General features: G+C 72.0%; 16 protein-coding genes. 8 read left to right on the forward strand and 8 right to left on the reverse strand.

Annotation, left to right across the window (positions count from 1 at the left end):
- Positions 1-2: 2 nt before the first annotated feature.
- The 5 genes from EZM51_RS11370 to EZM51_RS21080 are packed head-to-tail and all read right to left on the reverse strand — an operon-like array spanning position 3 to position 3,173.
- Positions 3-1,226: a class I SAM-dependent methyltransferase gene (locus EZM51_RS11370; protein WP_211195890.1), complete on the reverse strand. Its 1,224-nt coding sequence runs from the start codon at positions 1,224-1,226 to the stop codon at positions 3-5.
- Positions 1,227-1,279: 53 nt separating this feature from the next.
- Positions 1,280-1,969, reverse strand: a complete 690-nt coding sequence (locus tag EZM51_RS11375; protein WP_136708359.1) for a GntR family transcriptional regulator — start codon at positions 1,967-1,969, stop codon at positions 1,280-1,282.
- Between the two features lie 21 nt (positions 1,970-1,990).
- The gene (locus tag EZM51_RS11380) at positions 1,991-2,302 is read right to left on the reverse strand and encodes a DUF3618 domain-containing protein (RefSeq protein ID WP_248305604.1); all 312 of its coding nucleotides are present in this window, start codon (positions 2,300-2,302) and stop codon (positions 1,991-1,993) included.
- Positions 2,289-2,699 (reverse strand): phage holin family protein, encoded by a 411-nt coding sequence (locus EZM51_RS11385; protein ID WP_136708361.1) that lies wholly within the window; start codon positions 2,697-2,699, stop codon positions 2,289-2,291. Before EZM51_RS11385 ends, EZM51_RS11380 begins: the two co-directional genes overlap by 14 nt.
- Positions 2,700-2,714: 15 nt before the next feature.
- Positions 2,715-3,173 (reverse strand): YtxH domain-containing protein, encoded by a 459-nt coding sequence (locus tag EZM51_RS21080; RefSeq protein ID WP_248305605.1) that lies wholly within the window; start codon positions 3,171-3,173, stop codon positions 2,715-2,717.
- 184 nt (positions 3,174-3,357) lie between these two features.
- On the opposite strand from EZM51_RS21080, the gene EZM51_RS11395 reads away from it, so the two are divergent.
- Positions 3,358-3,855, forward strand: a complete 498-nt coding sequence (locus EZM51_RS11395) for a GNAT family N-acetyltransferase (protein ID WP_248305606.1) — start codon at positions 3,358-3,360, stop codon at positions 3,853-3,855.
- Between the two features lie 16 nt (positions 3,856-3,871).
- On the opposite strand, the gene hemG is transcribed toward EZM51_RS11395, so the two are convergent.
- The gene (gene hemG / locus EZM51_RS11400) at positions 3,872-5,395 is read right to left on the reverse strand and encodes a protoporphyrinogen oxidase (protein ID WP_136708362.1); all 1,524 of its coding nucleotides are present in this window, start codon (positions 5,393-5,395) and stop codon (positions 3,872-3,874) included.
- Complete coding sequence (gene hemE, locus EZM51_RS11405) at positions 5,392-6,540, reverse strand: uroporphyrinogen decarboxylase (RefSeq protein WP_136708363.1); 1,149 nt, start codon at positions 6,538-6,540, stop codon at positions 5,392-5,394. Before hemE ends, hemG begins: the two co-directional genes overlap by 4 nt.
- Positions 6,541-6,672: 132 nt before the next feature.
- Between hemE and EZM51_RS21085 the strand changes: the two genes are divergently transcribed.
- The 7 genes from EZM51_RS21085 (at position 6,673) to EZM51_RS11435 (ending at position 12,753) form a co-directional block, all read left to right on the forward strand.
- On the forward strand, positions 6,673-6,852 hold the full coding sequence (locus EZM51_RS21085) for a hypothetical protein (protein WP_248305607.1): 180 nt from the start codon (positions 6,673-6,675) through the stop codon (positions 6,850-6,852).
- A 50-nt stretch (positions 6,853-6,902) separates the two neighbouring features.
- Positions 6,903-7,619, forward strand: a complete 717-nt coding sequence (locus tag EZM51_RS11410; protein WP_248305618.1) for a DMT family transporter — start codon at positions 6,903-6,905, stop codon at positions 7,617-7,619.
- Between the two features lie 41 nt (positions 7,620-7,660).
- Complete coding sequence (locus EZM51_RS11415; RefSeq protein WP_248305608.1) at positions 7,661-8,203, forward strand: GNAT family N-acetyltransferase; 543 nt, start codon at positions 7,661-7,663, stop codon at positions 8,201-8,203.
- A 239-nt stretch (positions 8,204-8,442) separates the two neighbouring features.
- A complete protein-coding gene (locus EZM51_RS11420; RefSeq protein WP_136708364.1) occupies positions 8,443-9,162 on the forward strand; it encodes a hypothetical protein in 720 nt (239 codons plus the stop codon).
- Positions 9,163-9,696: 534 nt separating this feature from the next.
- A complete protein-coding gene (locus EZM51_RS11425; RefSeq protein ID WP_136708365.1) occupies positions 9,697-11,067 on the forward strand; it encodes a glutamyl-tRNA reductase in 1,371 nt (456 codons plus the stop codon).
- The gene (locus tag EZM51_RS11430; RefSeq protein WP_136708366.1) at positions 11,064-11,753 is read left to right on the forward strand and encodes a GNAT family protein; all 690 of its coding nucleotides are present in this window, start codon (positions 11,064-11,066) and stop codon (positions 11,751-11,753) included. Before EZM51_RS11425 ends, EZM51_RS11430 begins: the two co-directional genes overlap by 4 nt.
- Positions 11,754-11,910: 157 nt before the next feature.
- Positions 11,911-12,753, forward strand: coding sequence for an HNH endonuclease signature motif containing protein (locus EZM51_RS11435; protein ID WP_136708367.1), 843 nt, complete (start codon positions 11,911-11,913; stop codon positions 12,751-12,753).
- Between the two features lie 70 nt (positions 12,754-12,823).
- Here EZM51_RS11435 and EZM51_RS11440 read toward each other — a convergent pair whose 3' ends face one another.
- Positions 12,824-14,209 (reverse strand): glycine--tRNA ligase, encoded by a 1,386-nt coding sequence (locus EZM51_RS11440; protein WP_136708368.1) that lies wholly within the window; start codon positions 14,207-14,209, stop codon positions 12,824-12,826.
- Between the last annotated feature and the right edge of the window lie 111 nt (positions 14,210-14,320).

The raw sequence follows: 14,320 nt of genomic DNA on the forward strand, positions 1-14,320 counted from the left end.
CTCTAGTCTCCCCCTTCCTCCCTGAACGGCCAAAAGCAGGGGTCGGATGCCTCGGGCCGCGCGCGTCGGCTCCGCTCGCGGCATCCGACCGCCGGCGCGTCCGGCGGGCTCCGCGGGCGCCGGGCCGACGCACGGTCAGCGCGGCAGGCGCGTGAACCGGAAGAACGCGAATCCCTCGATGGCAGCACCTCGGCGCCCGAGAATCCCGCCTCGCGGGCGTACCCGTCGAGCACCGCGGGGCGCATGACCGTGCCCGTGCCCACGGAGTCCGTCGTCGAGAGGCTGTCGGGCAGGCACAGGAACAGGCTGTAGCCGTACATGATGCGTTCGACCTCGTCGCCGTCGGGCGCGAACCGCTCGGCAACGGCCTCGTCCATGACCACGACGACGCCGTCGTCGCGCACGGCCCGGCGGATCGCGTGCAGCACCTCGACGGGCCGCGGCATGTCGTGGACGGCCTCGAACACGAACGCGGCGTCGTAGACGGGCCGGTCGGGCAGCCCTTCGCCCGCGACCACGTGGAAGGTGACGCGATCGCCCAGGCCCGCCTCCGCCGCGTGCTCGCGGGCCGCGTCGATGGCGGGCGCGTCGACGTCGTACCCGTCGACCGTCGCGTCGGGATAGGCGCGGGCGAGCGCGAGGGCCGACCAGCCGTGGCCGCAGCCGACGTCGGCGATGCGCGCATCCGGCCGGGAGAGCACGTCGTGCACCTCGGGCACGCTCGCGAGCGCGTCGGCGAGGCGGTGGTCGAACCAGGGCCGGTTGATGTCGCCCTGCGCGTCGCGCGCGTCGGCGCCGAACCTCTCCCAGGGCACTCCGCCGCCCGTGCGGTACACGTCGAGGAGGGCGTCGATCTTCCCGGCCGCGCCGGTGATCATGCGGGCGAGCGGTGCGAGGTAGTCGAGCGACGTGCGATCGGTGAGCACCTCGGCCTGCGCCGCGGGCAGCCGGTAGCGACGGGCGGATGCCGCGACATCCGGATCCTCGACCTCGAGGATGCCGCAGACGGCCTGGTGCTCGAGCCACTCGCGCGCGTATCGCTCGTGGGTGCCGGTCGCGTCCGCCAGGCCGGGCGGATCGAGCGGACCGTGTTCGGCGAGCGCCCGATACCAGCCCAGCCGGTCGCCCACGTGGATGCTCATGGTCTCGAGGGCGCAGAGCGCGGATGCGAAGACGCGCTCCGCGAACGCCGTGGTGTCGGCCGTCTCGGGTTCGGTCGTGGTCATGGTGGCCCCCGTCGTGTTGCGAACTCGATCTTTCCTCGATTCCGGCGCGACGGTCACCCCCCGAACAGGAGGCGCGTCGAGTGCTCGAGGTGCTCGCGGATCGCGTCGGGTCCGCGCGTCTGCACGTCGTCGAGCAGCGCGCGATGCTCCGCGACGAGGGTGTCGAGCGTGTAGTGCGGGCGCACGTGCAACAGGAAGAGGAGCAGCTCGCTGCCGAGGGCGGCGTGGGCCTCGATGATGCGAGGACTCCCGGATGCCGCGACCAACGCGCCGTGGAAGTCGGCGTGGATGCGCTCCGCCTCGAGCCAGTCGACCTCCGCCGGTTCTTCCCCGAGCGCCGCCATCCGCTCGAGCGCGGCACGGGCCGGCGCGGTCACCGCGTCGGGCCAGGCCGACCCGTAGCGCTCCCGCGCGATCCGCACGGCCTCGACCTCGAGCGCGGCGCGCAGCTGCTGCAGCGCGGTGATGGTCGCGCGGTCGAAGCTCGCCACCCGAACACCTCGATACGGCGCGGCGACGGCGAGCCGTTCGGCGACGAGCCGCTGGAACGCGGCGCGCACGGTGTGCCGGGACACGCCGTACCGTTCGGATGCCGCCTCCTCGCGGAGCGGCTCGTCGGCGGCGAGCGCGCCGCTCAGGATCTCGGCGCGCAGCGCATCCGTGACGCGGTCGACCGCGGTCGGCGACGGGCCGGCGGGTTCGCGGCCCGCCGAGGCTCGGACTCCCGCGTCGAAGGGCGGCATCGCGGCATCCGCTCGATCGTGCTACTTGCCGTCGACGGCGGCCCGCACGACGAGCCACACCGTGACGCCGACGACCGCGGCGACCCCGACCGCCACCGCGACGGCGGCGCCGGGCTGCTCGTCGGCGAACCTGCGGAACCGCGCCTTCGCACGCGCGGTCTTGATGCGCACCTGCTTCGGCACGTTCAGCTTGTCTTCGAGGGCGTTCAGCGTGCTCGCGAACTCGGCACGCGCGCGCTCCGAGTTCGCGCGCGCCTCGAGGCGGGTGAGGTTGCGCGCGCGCGTCTTGGCGTCGCGCCCGTTCACCCCACGGGCGGCGTCAGTCGCGGTCACGGTCATAGTCGCCCGTTCCCTTCACCATGTCGAGATCCCGGCGCAGGCTCTCGATCGATTCCAGCGGCTCGCTGCCGCGCTTGAAGTTGAGCACCGCGATGCCCACGAGGATGAGGATGACGAGCAGCAGCGCGCCCGACACGATGAGCGCCGCGGCCCAGGCCGGGAGCACGAGGGCCAGAGCAAGGATGCCGGTCGCGATCAGCGTGCCGAGCAGGAAGATCCCGACGAACGCCGCGGCGGCGATGAGCCCGGCGCCGATGCCGAAGTGCTTGGCCTTGTAGCTGAGTTCCGCCTTGACCTGGTCGATCTCGGCACGGACGAGGTCGGACACCCGGTCGGGCAGTTCTCCGATGAGCGTGAACAGCGAACGTTCGTCATTCGACGGTGCGGTCATGTTCCCCTCCGCAGGTCAGGAGCCGGATGCTGCGGATGACCCGCTGCCCGAGCTCGACGAGCTGCCCGACGATCCCGACTTGGACGAGCCCGACTTCGTGGAACTCGACTTCGCCGTGCTCGACTTCGCGGCACTCGACTTCGCGGAGCTCGATTTCGCCGCACTCGATTTCGCCGTGCTCGACTTCGCGGCGCTCGACGACGTGGTCGACTTCGCACCCGCGGACTTCGCGGCGCCCGAGCTCTTCGTGGCGTTGCCGATGAGGCCCTTCACGCCGTCGAGCACGGTGTCGCTGAGATCACCGACGCGCGTCTTGGCGAAGTCCTTCACGGTGTCGACGCCCTGTTGCACCGCGGGCTGGTTCCAGACGTTCTGCGCCGCCGTGCGGATCTGCTCGTAGCGTTCGCGGCCGGCGCGAGCGCCGAGCACGTATCCGACGCCGAGCCCGACGACGAAGAGGATCTTGCCCTTCATGTGTGCACCCCATCTCCCCCTGTGGTCGGCCGGTGGATGACCACAGCGACGTTTCCAGCGTAGACCCCGTGCAAGGTCGCGCAAGGGGGTTGCGCGCCGAATATGCCGTTCTGGCTATGCGAAGGGGGTCTGGATGCGGCCGCCGGTGGCCGGGAATGTCCGCCCGTGCGGATAGCGTGAAGCCGTGCCCTACGACCCGATGTCGTTCGCCGTGGAGACCGACCGCCTGCTCCTGCGGTTGTGGGAGGAGTCGGATGCCGCGGGGTATCGGGAGCTGGTCGGCGAGCGCGGCGGCGACGTGCCCACGATCCCCGAGGCGATCGACGAGATCCGGGACGCCCGCGAGAGCGCACCCGGGCGCGGCATCCACCTGCTGACGCTGCGCCGTCGCGGCGAAGACGAGTTCCTCGGCTACTGCGGTCTCGTCGTCGGCCGGGCGAGCATCGACGAACCCGAGATCGCCTACGAACTCCTGCGCAGCGCACACGGTCACGGATATGCCACCGAGGCCGCCACCGCCGTGGTCGACGCGGCCCGCGCCACCGGACGCCGGCGGCTCTGGGCCACGGTGAGGTCCTGGAACGCCCCGTCGTTCCGGGTCCTTGAGAAGCTCGGCGTCCGCCGCGATCACACCACCACCGACGACCGCGGCGACATCGTCTGGAACGTGCTCGACCTGTAGTGGGATCCGCGCCCGGTTACGCGCCGCCGCCCGGCCGCACGGCGAGGTGACGGATGCGTCGTGCCGCCTCGAGCGCGTGCGGCACGACCGAGGCGAGCCCCGTGCCGGCGACCCACGAGCCGGTCGCCTCGATGCCGGGCTCGGCGGCGAGCACGTCCTCGAGCGCGCGCACGCGGTCGCGCTGGCCGATCGTCGCGTGCGGGAGCGCGTCGCTCCAGGGGGTACGACCGGCGGCGCGCAGCATGGACGCGTCGAGCGGGGTGCCGAGCAGCACGCTCGCATCGGCGAGCGCGAGCGCGGCGACCTCGTCGTCGGTCCGGCCGTCGAGCGGGTTCGACTCGCCCGCCCGCCCGTACGAGAGCCGCACGACGTGGCGCCCGCCCGCGACATCCGAGAGCCACCGCCACTTCGCGCTCGAGTGCGTGAGCGCCTTGGCCGTGACGCCGGGCGTCCCCTGCACGACGAGCACGCCCGTGCCGCGCGGCGCGGCGTCGAGGGCGGGTGCGTCGAGCACGAGGGTCACGAGCTCGACGGATGCCGCGTGCGGCCAGTCCGCGGCGGTCGACCAGCCGAGCGACGCCTCGTCGAGGAGCCGGCGAGACGCGTCGGACGGTGCGGCGAGCACGACGTAGGTGGCGTCGAAGCGGAGCGGCGGGTCGTCGGAGCGGGCGGCGTCGACGACCCAGCCGGGCGCGGCGACATCCGCGCCCTCCTCCCCCCCGGAAGCCGACGGGTCGAGCCGGGCGAGCGCGGTGACCTCCGCACCCGTGACCACCTCGACGCCGAACCGGTCGAGCTCGGCGGCGAGCGCGTCGACGAGACGGTGCATCCCGCCGCGCAGGCCCAGCACTGCGCTGCCCGACCTTCGCGACTCGACGAGCTGGGCGACGCCGCCCGAGAGCGAGCCCGCACGCGTCATGGCCTCGTTGAGGCCGGCCGCGACCACGTCGAGGTCGAGCACGTTCGGGTCGCTCGAGTACACGCCGGCCGAGATCGGCGTGACGAGCCGGTCGAGCACGGCCTCGCCCATGCGCGACCGCACGAGGTGGCCCAGGCTCCGGTACCGGCCGATGCGCAGGATCGGCATGACGCGGTCGGCGTACGCGCGAACGGCGCCGCGCCAGCCGATGATGCGCCGCACGTCGTCGCCGAGCGGGTTCGCGGGAATCCCGAGGATGCCCGTGCGCGGCATGGGCGCGGCCTCCGCGGAGCCGTTCTGTCCCGCCATGACGAGCCAGGCGCCGGCGGGGTTCGGCTTCTCGATGTCGTCGGAGAGCCCCAGCGACTCGAGCAGCTCCGCGACCGCCCCGCCGCGTGTCGCGAACGACTCCGCACCGCTGTCGAGCGAGAGCCCGTCGAGTTCGATGCGGCCGACGCATCCGCCGATGCCGTCGCGCCGTTCGATCACGGCGACCTGCAGGCCGACCTTCGCGCACTCGAGCGCCGCCACGAGACCCGCCACGCCGCCGCCGACGACGACGACATCGGCGGCGCGCCGCTCGACGTCGGTCACTGAGTCCGTCGAAGGGACGTCGCTCATGCGCCCGCCTCGTGCACGAGTCCGACGACGCGCGTGAGCGCGGTCGGGTCGGTCTCGGGGGGCACGCCGTGACCGAGGTTGAAGACGTGCGCCGGGGCCGACCGGCCGCGCGACAGCACGTCGAGCACCGCGGCCTCGAGCACGGGCCACGGCGCGGCGAGGAGCGCCGGATCGAGGTTGCCCTGCAGCGGCACGCCCGCGCCGACGCGCAGCGCGGCGACGTCGAGCGGGATGCGGTAGTCCACGCCGACGACGTCCACGCCGATGCGGTGCATGGCGCCGAGGAGCTCGCCCGTGCCGACGCCGAAGTGCACGACGGGCACCGAACGGGTCACGGCCGCGCCCGAGGCATCCGCCGTCTCGTACTCGAGGTCGTGCACGAACGACAGCGCCTTCGCCGAGGCCGGCGCCACGTGCGCCTGGTAGTCGGCCAGCGAGAGCGCGCCCGCCCACGAGTCGAAGAGCTGGGCGGCGGATGCCCCGGCCAGCACCTGCGTGCGCAGGAACCGCCCGGTGAGCTCGGCCGTCCAGTCCATGAGGGCGCGCCAGGCGCCGGGGTCGGCGTGCATGAGCGTGCGGGCGGCGAGGTGGTCCTTCGAGGGGCCGCCCTCGGCGAGGTAGGCGGCGAGGGTGAACGGAGCGCCCGCGAATCCGATGAGCGGCGTCGCGGTGCCCGAACCGTTGTCGGTCTCGTCGAGCTCCGCGATCGTGCGCTCGACCGCTTCGGTGATGGGGCCGGATGCCTCGTCGAGCCGTGCCGGGTCGATGCTCGTCAGCTCGGCGACGGCCGCGGCATCCGAATATCCCCTGCCGAAGACCGGGCCGCGACCGGGCTGGATCTCGACGTCGACGCCGACGAGCTTGAGCGGCACGACGATGTCGCTGAAGAAGATGCCGGCGTCGACCTTGTGGCGGCGCACGGGCTGCAGCGTGATCTCGCTCGCCATCGCGGGGTCGAGGCAGGCGTCGAGCATGCGCGTGCCGACGCGCAGGTCGCGGTACTCGGGCAGCGACCGGCCGGCCTGCCGCATGAACCATACGGGCGTGGTGTCGCTCCGCTCACCTCGATACGCGCGAACGAGTCGCGAGTCGCCCGTGAGGCCGGCGGACAGGGGATGCTGCGGGGAGAGGATCACGCGTGACATTGTCGCCCATCGGGCTGGGCGCGTGCCGCGCGCCGGCCGGGTCGCGGGCGCCGACCGTCGTGTTTCGGTCGTGTACCGGCGATCGCCTGCCAGATCGGCCGCGGCATCCCCGAGTCCGACTACCGTCGGCCTGTGAGCACCGGCACCACGTCACGCACGACCACCGTTTCCCCCCTCGTCTACGTCGCGATCGGCGTGACCATCCTCGCGTGGGCGAGCGCGTTCATCGTCGTCCGCGGCACCGCGCCGCACTTCACCCCCGGGGCGCTCGCGCTCGCCCGGCTGATCGTCGGCGCGCTCCTCACCTCCTGACGCCGCTGCTCCTGCGCCACAGGTGGGTCGCGCCGACACGCCGAGAGTGGCTGCTCCTCGTCGGCTTCGGCGCCCTCTGGTTCGGCGGCTACAGCATCGTGCTCAACATCGCCGAGCAGACCCTCGACGCCGGTACGACGTCGATGATCGTCAACATCGCGCCGATCATGATCGCCCTCGGGGCGGGTGCCCTCCTCGGCGAGGGGCTGCCGAAGTGGCTCCTCATCGGCACGGGCGTCGCGTTCGTCGGCGTCGTGCTCATCGGCCTCGGCTCGGGCGGGTCGGTGGTGGGTGCCGGCGTGGGCGTGCTCTGGGCGCTGCTGGCCGCCGTCACCTACACGGCCGGCGTGCTGTTCCAGAAGCCGGTGCTCGTTCGGCTGCCGAACGCGCAGGTCGTCTGGATCGGCGCCGTCATCGGCCTGCTCGTCTGCACGCCGTTCACGGGTGAGCTCGTCGCGGGCCTCCGGTCGGCCCCGGTCGAGGGCTGGCTCGGCGCCGTGTGGCTCGGCGCGATTCCCACGGCGCTCGGCTTCACCACGTGGTCGTACGCGCTGTCGCGCATGCCGGCCGGCCAGCTCGGCGTCTCCACCTACATCGTGCCGCCGGTGACGATCGTGCTGAGCCTCGTCCTGTTCGCCGAGGTGCCGGCCATGCTGGCGATCGTCGGCGGTGTGATCGCGCTCGTCGGGGTCGCGCTGTCACGCCGGCGGGATCCCGCACCCGTCGATCGCGAGGTTCCGGCGGCCGAGAGCGTGGCGACTCGGTAGCGGGCCTGTCGCCGTCGCACGCGCGCCTGCGACAATCGAGCATGGCCCTCGAACCACGGATGCTGCAGCCGCCGATCGAACTCCCGGCAGGCGCCGATCTGCCTCGTGGCCTCGTGCTCCGACGACCGCGAGTCGCCGATCACCCGGCGGTCGTCGCTGCGATCCCCGAGTGGTGGGGCATGGCCGGCACCTCCATCCACCTGCTCCTGCCGCCGCTGTTCTTCCAGCACTTCAGCGACACGAGCTTCATCGCCGAGGACGACGCCGGCCTCGGCGCCTTCCTCATCGGCTTCCACTCGCACGCCCAGCCCGAGGTCGCCTACATCCACTTCGTCGGCGTTCGACCCGACCTGCGCGGGCTCGGCCTGGCCCGCACCCTCTACGAGGCGTTCTTCGCCGAGGCACGAGCAGCCGGATGCCGCCGCGTCGACGCGATCACCGGCGTACCGAATCGCCGTTCGCAGGCCTTCCACGCGGCACTCGGATTCGAGGCATCCGGCGACACCGACATCGACGGCGTGCGCGCGTGGCACGACTACGACGGCCCCGGCGAGCACCGCGTGGCCTTCTCGAAGGCGATCTGAGAAGTCCTCGCAGAGTACGGAATCACTCGTCGGATGTCGCGACGACGCGCGATTCCCTCTGTCGCGAGTGATCGCCTGCACGGTACGGTGGGTCCCGTCGTGTCCCCCACGACGACGCGCCGGCCCGCGGCGCGCCTCCGCACCCACGGAGAAGAAGACGACGTGTCCCCGATCGTGTCGAACCACTCACCCGTTTCCGCTCGGCGTGCCCGAATGCCCCTCATCCGCGGAGCCGCTCGATGAACCCGGCCACGCCGCACCGCGCGAGCCTCACCGTGCTCGTCGCCCTCGCCGCCATCGCCGTGGTCGCCGGCCTCGTCGCCGGGTCGCCCATGCTCGAGCGGCTCATGCCGCGCCTTCCCGCCGTGCCCACGACGAACCTCGCCGTCGGCATCGCCGCCGTCGGCGTGGTCGCCGTCGCGATCTGGGGCGTCGTCCGCCTCGCCCGTGCGGCGCGCACGCGTGCCCGTCGGAACGCCCTGGCATCGACCGTTCGCGGCGAGCTCAGCTGCGGCATCCGGAACCGACTGCTCGTGCGGCGGCTGAACGAACTCCTCGACGATGCGGGCGGCGTGCGCCTCGGGGCGCGGTTCTCCATCGTCGTCGACGAGCTCGGCGTCGCGTTCTGGAACGGCGGTGGCCGGCCGCAGCGCGCCGCCCACTTCCCATGGCGCGAGGTGCGCAACATCCGCGCCGACTCGATGGTCGTCGGCGGGTCGGTCGAGCACGTCCTCGTGCTGCGGGTGCGCCACAACGGCTCGAGCATCGAGTTGCCGATCATCCTCTCGGCGGGACGATTCGGCCGCTACGCCATGAGCGACGCGCCGTTCTTCGCGGTGGTGCGCAGCTGGAAGGCCAAGCACCGTGCGGCCCTCGCCGCCGAGGGACTCGAGCTTCCGCCGCTCACCGCGCCCATCCCGGTCATCCGTCCCGAGGTCGCCGCCGCCGCTCGCCGCTGAGCCGCCGAGGCGCAGCCGAGAAGCTGCCGTCCGATCTGCGCTCGCGAGTAGGCTTCCCGCGTGAGGCCCCTCCCAGCCGCGAGCCCCGACGACGGATTCGACGAGTCGCCCGACGTGCGGCCGGCGGCGGATCGGATCGTGATGCTCGGCACGTTCTCGGCCGTGCTCGACGGACGCGAGGTCGATCAGGGCGCACTGGCGCAGGCGCTCGGCAGCGAACCTGGTGAAGGCCCTGGCCCTCGCGCCCGATCGGCGGTTGCACCGCGAGCAGGTGATCGAGATGCTGTGGCCCGACCTGGCCCTCGCCGACGCAGCTCGCGCCGCCGCTCGCCGAGGGATGCCTGCTGTCGTTGATCCCCGGCAGCCGATTCGTGTCGCTGGAGGGGCACAACCACCTGATGCTCGCGACCGAGCCGGCCTGGCCCCGATTCCTCTTCGAGATGAACCGATTCCTCGCCGAGGTCGCCTGACGACCGGGTGATCGCCCCGGCGCCCGGGTTCGGAGGCGCGTTCGACCGCGGGTAGAATCCCATCGTGCTCATCTGCCTCACCGCGAGTCACAAGAACGCCGCGTTCGATCTGCTCGAGCGCCTTTCGGCGAACGCGGAACACGCAGCGCCACGCATCCTCGATGGGCACGACGCCGTGCAGGGCGCGGTCGTGGTCGCCACCTGCAATCGCTTCGAGGCGTACCTCGACCTCGACGCGCCCGACGGCGCGTCACCGGTGCCGGCGGTGCACGAGGCGATCCGCGCGGTCGGCACGGTCGCGGGCCTCGAGCCCGACGAACTCCGCGCCACCTTCGGGTTCGTCCACGGCAACGCCGTCGCGGGCCACCTGTTCGCCGTGGCATCCGGCCTCGAGTCGGTCGTGGTCGGCGAGGGCGAGATCGCGGGCCAGGTGCGCCGGGCGCTCGAGCGCGCACGCAGGGAGGGCACCACGACGCCCGAACTGGAACGGCTCTTCCAGCGCGCCTCGCAGACCTCGCGCCGTGTGAAGAACGAGACCGGCATCGGCGGCGAGGGCCGCTCGATCGTGCGCCTCGCCCTCGACCTCGCCGAGAGCCGCGTCACCGACTGGGCCGCCACGCGCGTGCTGCTCGTCGGCACCGGCCGCTTCGCCGGCGCATCCCTCGCGGCCCTCCGCGACCGCGGCGTCACCGACGTGCGCGTGCACTCGCCGTCGGGGCGGGGCGCGAAGTTCGCGGCGAGCCACGGCATCGAGGCGGTGCCGCGCGGCGAGTACGCGGCCACCGCCGCCGACGTCGACATCATCGTCACGTGCACCACGGCCGAGCACCACGTGGTCGACAAGGCGCTCATCGCCGCGGGACGCGAGCGGCTCGAGGCATCCGTCGCCCTGCTGCCCGGGGCGACCGCACCCGAGCGCGACGTGCGGCAACTGGTGATCGACCTCGGCCTCCCCCGCAACGTCGCGCCCGACGTGGTCGACCTGCCCGGGGTCGACCTGCTCGACCTCGAGACCATCAAGATCCACGCGCCGCTCGAGGAGCTCGGGGCGACGGATGCCGCACGCGAGATCGTGAGCCGCGACGCGCGCGCCTTCGGCGACCTCGGCGAGGAACGCGACCTCGCCCCCGCGGTCGTCGCCCTGCGCAAGCACGTGTACGACATCCTCGACGGCGAGATCGCCCGCGCCAAGGCTCGCGGTGACGACGACGGACGCACCGAGTCGGCGCTACGGCACATGGCAGGCGTGCTCCTGCACACGCCCATGGTGCGCTCGCGCGAGCTCGCCCGCGCCGGCGAGCAGCTGGCGTGGATCGACGGACTCGAGGCGCTGTTCGGCGTGAAGCCCGACGAGGAGGCTCGAGAGGTGCGTGACGCTCGCGACGTGCGTCGGGTCGAGCCGGGCGCCGAGCCGCGTCGGGCCGACGCCTCGTGAGCGCCGCCGAGCGCACGAGCGCGTACGTCGTCGAGCCCGAGCGGATCGCCGCGGCCGCCGCCGACGGACCCCCAGCCCTCCGGTTCCCGTTCGACGCGTCGGTGCTCGTCGCCGAGCCGCTGCGCACCGAACGCCTCGTGCTGCGTCCGCTCGAGGCATCCGACGCGGCCGACGTCTACGAGTACCAGCGCCTGCCCGAGGTGATCCGCTACCTGCCCTGGCCCGAGCGGGATCGCACCGAGGGCTACGAGCACACCGCGAAGCGCGCCGCCGGGCGCGTGCTCGCCGCCGACGGAGATTTCGTGTTCTTCGCGGCGGTGCTGCCCGGTACGCCGGCGACCGACGACCCCGCGCGCGACCGCGTCATCGGCGACTTCATGATCCGCGTCTCGAGCGTGCAGCACGCCCAGCTCGAGCTCGGCTGGGTGCTGCATCCCGACTTCCAAGGGCAGGGATTCGCGCGGGAGGCGGCGCAGTCGCTGCTCGACTTCACGTTCGAGGCCCTGAACCCGCACCGCGTGCAGGCGTTCCTCGACGCGCGGAACGGGGCGTCCGCCGCACTCTGCGTGCGGCTCGGGATGCGTCGCGAGGCGACGATCCTCGAGGAGCAGTACAACGACGACGAATGGCAGGACACCGCGATCTACGGCGTGCTGCGACGGGAGTGGGCGGCCGCGCGCGGCTGAGCGTTGTCGGGCGCGGCTGCGGGTCGGGGCCGGGTCGGGGCGATGCTTCGCGGGACGGCCCCACCGGACGCCTCCTCCCCCGCCTGCGGGTTCCGCATCTTCTCCACAGATGCTCGAACATGCATTCGGGTGTCGGTTGTTCTGGCGAGAATGAGACATGCCCGATCTCCCGTCTGACCTGGCCGACATCGCCCGTCGGCTCATCGGGCGCGAGGTTTCGACGGGCACGTTCGTCCCGCTCGATGACGCGGCGCTCCTCGCCGCCGTCGAGGAGCTCACCGCGCTGCGGCACGAGGTCGAGCGCTGTCAGGCGATCGCGCGCGCCACTCGCGAGCGCGACGCGGCCGACGGACTGGTGCAGCTCCTCCGCGCGGGTGCGAGTGTCGACCCGAGTCGGCTGCTCGACGAACGCAAGCCGTCGGTGCGCATCATCGTGAACGCCGACTCGCTGGCGACCGGCGAGGGCACGGGCATGATCGAGGGCCACCCCGACCGCATTCCGCTCGCCGACATCCACACCGGGCTCTGCGAGGGTCATCTCCCGCTGAAGTTCAGCGACGATGGCGCCTGTCTCGACCTCGGGCGCGACGAGCGGCTCTTCACCGAGCGGCAGAAGGTCGCCCTCGCCGTGCGCGACGGCGGATGCATGGATCCCGACTGCACGCGGCCGCCATCCTGGACCGAGGCGCATCACATCGACCACTGGCATCGCGACGGCGGTCGCAGCGATCTCGCCGACGGCATCCTGCTCTGCCGCGGAGATCACCTCCGATATCACAACGAGGGGTGGGAGGTCCGCCGCGAGGGCACCGAGTACCGGCTCATCCCGCCGCCGGGGGTCGATCCTGAGCGCACTCCACGATTGATGAGATCGAAGACCCCGTCCGACATCCTGAATCCGGTCGATCCTGCCCGATTGCCCGAGCTGGTGGCGCCGACCGACCGATCACGGCTCGCGTCCGACGCGAACGAGCGCGAACCCGCCCTGCTCGCGGGGTAGGAGTCTGCCCACGCCAGGGCGGAACGCGGTACGCCCGCGCAGCGCGAGGGCGGAGTCGCGCCCGGTGAGCCTACGCGCCGACGAGGCGCGCCGCCAGGTACCCCTCGAGCTCCGCGATCGGCACGCGCTCCTGCTGCATGCTGTCGCGCTCGCGCACGGTCACGGCATTGTCGTCGAGCGAGTCGAAATCGACCGTGACGCAGAACGGCGTGCCGATCTCGTCCTGGCGGCGGTAGCGGCGACCGATGGCACCGGCGTCGTCGAAGTCGACGTTCCAGTTCCGTCGCAGCGTCGCCGCGATGTCCCGCGCGAGCGGCGAGAGGCGCTCGTTGCGACTGAGCGGCAGCACGGCGGTCTTCACGGGCGCGAGGCGCGGGTCGAGGCGGAGCACCGTGCGGGTGTCGACGCCGCCCTTCGCATTCGGCACCTCCTCGACGTCGTAGGCGTCGATGAGGAAGGCCATGAGCGACCGGGTGAGACCGGCGGCCGGCTCGATGACGTACGGGATCCAGCGCTCGTTCTTCGACTGGTCGAAGTACGAGAGGTCCTTGCCGGAGTGCTCGGCATGCGTCGAGAGGTCGAAGTCGGTACGGTTGGCGACGCCCTCGAGCTCGCCCCACTCGCCGCCGGTGAAGCCGAAGCGGTACTCGATGTCGATCGTGCGCTTCGAGTAGTGCGAGAGCTTGTCCTGCGGGTGCTCGAAGAGGCGCAGGTTCTCGGGGTCGATGCCGAGGTCGGTGTACCACTTCCACCGATAGTCGACCCAGTAGTCGAACCACTCGTCGTCGGTGCCCGGCTCGACGAAGAACTCGAGCTCCATCTGCTCGAACTCGCGGGTGCGGAAGATGAAGTTGCCGGGCGTGATCTCGTTGCGGAACGACTTGCCGATCTGGCCGATGCCGAACGGCGGCTTCATGCGCGAGGCCTGGAGCACGTTGGCGAAGTTCGTGAAGATGCCCTGCGCGGTCTCGGGACGCAGGTAGTGCAGGCCGGAGTCGTCCTGCACCGGGCCGAGGAAGGTCTGCAGCATCATGTTGAAGTCGCGCGGCGGTGTCCACTGGCCGCGAGTACCGCAGTTGGGGCACACGATGTCGGCCATGCCGTTCTCGGGTGCGCGACCCTTCTTCTCCTCGTACGCCTCGAGCAGGTGGTCCTCGCGGAACCGCTTGTGGCAGTGCAGGCATTCGACGAGCGGGTCGGTGAAGACCCCGACGTGACCGGATGCCACCCACACCTGCTTCGGCAGGATGACGCTGGAGTCGAGACCCACGACATCGGCACGACTGGTGATCATGTACCGCCACCACTGCCGCTTGATGTTCTCCTTCAGTTCCACGCCGAGGGGACCGTAGTCCCACGCGGACCGGGAACCGCCGTAGATCTCGCCCGCCTGGAAGACGAAGCCCCGGTGCTGGGCGAGCGCGATGACGGATTCGAGACGGCTGGGTGCGGCCACGGTGGCTCCAATGGTCCAAGAGATCGGGGGATTGCCCGGAAACGACACGGTGTCCCCATCCTACGGGCGCTACGCTGTGCCCCAAGACGACGCCGGGGCCGAGGGGGGCGA

The sequence above is a fragment of the Agromyces sp. H66 genome, assembly GCF_004959775.1.
In the GTDB taxonomy this organism is placed as follows: domain Bacteria; phylum Actinomycetota; class Actinomycetes; order Actinomycetales; family Microbacteriaceae; genus Agromyces.

Bases quoted from the DNA above. Each gene is read 5' to 3' on its own strand.
- EZM51_RS11370 (WP_211195890.1), bottom strand. From the start codon at position 1,226: ATGACCACGACCGAACCCGAGACGGCCGACACCACGGCGTTCGCGGAG.
- EZM51_RS11375 (WP_136708359.1), bottom strand. From the start codon at position 1,969: ATGCCGCCCTTCGACGCGGGAGTCCGAGCCTCGGCGGGCCGCGAACCC.
- EZM51_RS11385 (WP_136708361.1), bottom strand. From the start codon at position 2,699: ATGACCGCACCGTCGAATGACGAACGTTCGCTGTTCACGCTCATCGGA.
- EZM51_RS21080 (WP_248305605.1), bottom strand. From the start codon at position 3,173: ATGAAGGGCAAGATCCTCTTCGTCGTCGGGCTCGGCGTCGGATACGTG.
- hemG (WP_136708362.1), bottom strand. From the start codon at position 5,395: ATGAGCGACGTCCCTTCGACGGACTCAGTGACCGACGTCGAGCGGCGC.
- hemE (WP_136708363.1), bottom strand. From the start codon at position 6,540: ATGTCACGCGTGATCCTCTCCCCGCAGCATCCCCTGTCCGCCGGCCTC.
- EZM51_RS11415 (WP_248305608.1), top strand. From the start codon at position 7,661: ATGGCCCTCGAACCACGGATGCTGCAGCCGCCGATCGAACTCCCGGCA.
- EZM51_RS11420 (WP_136708364.1), top strand. From the start codon at position 8,443: ATGAACCCGGCCACGCCGCACCGCGCGAGCCTCACCGTGCTCGTCGCC.
- EZM51_RS11435 (WP_136708367.1), top strand. From the start codon at position 11,911: ATGCCCGATCTCCCGTCTGACCTGGCCGACATCGCCCGTCGGCTCATC.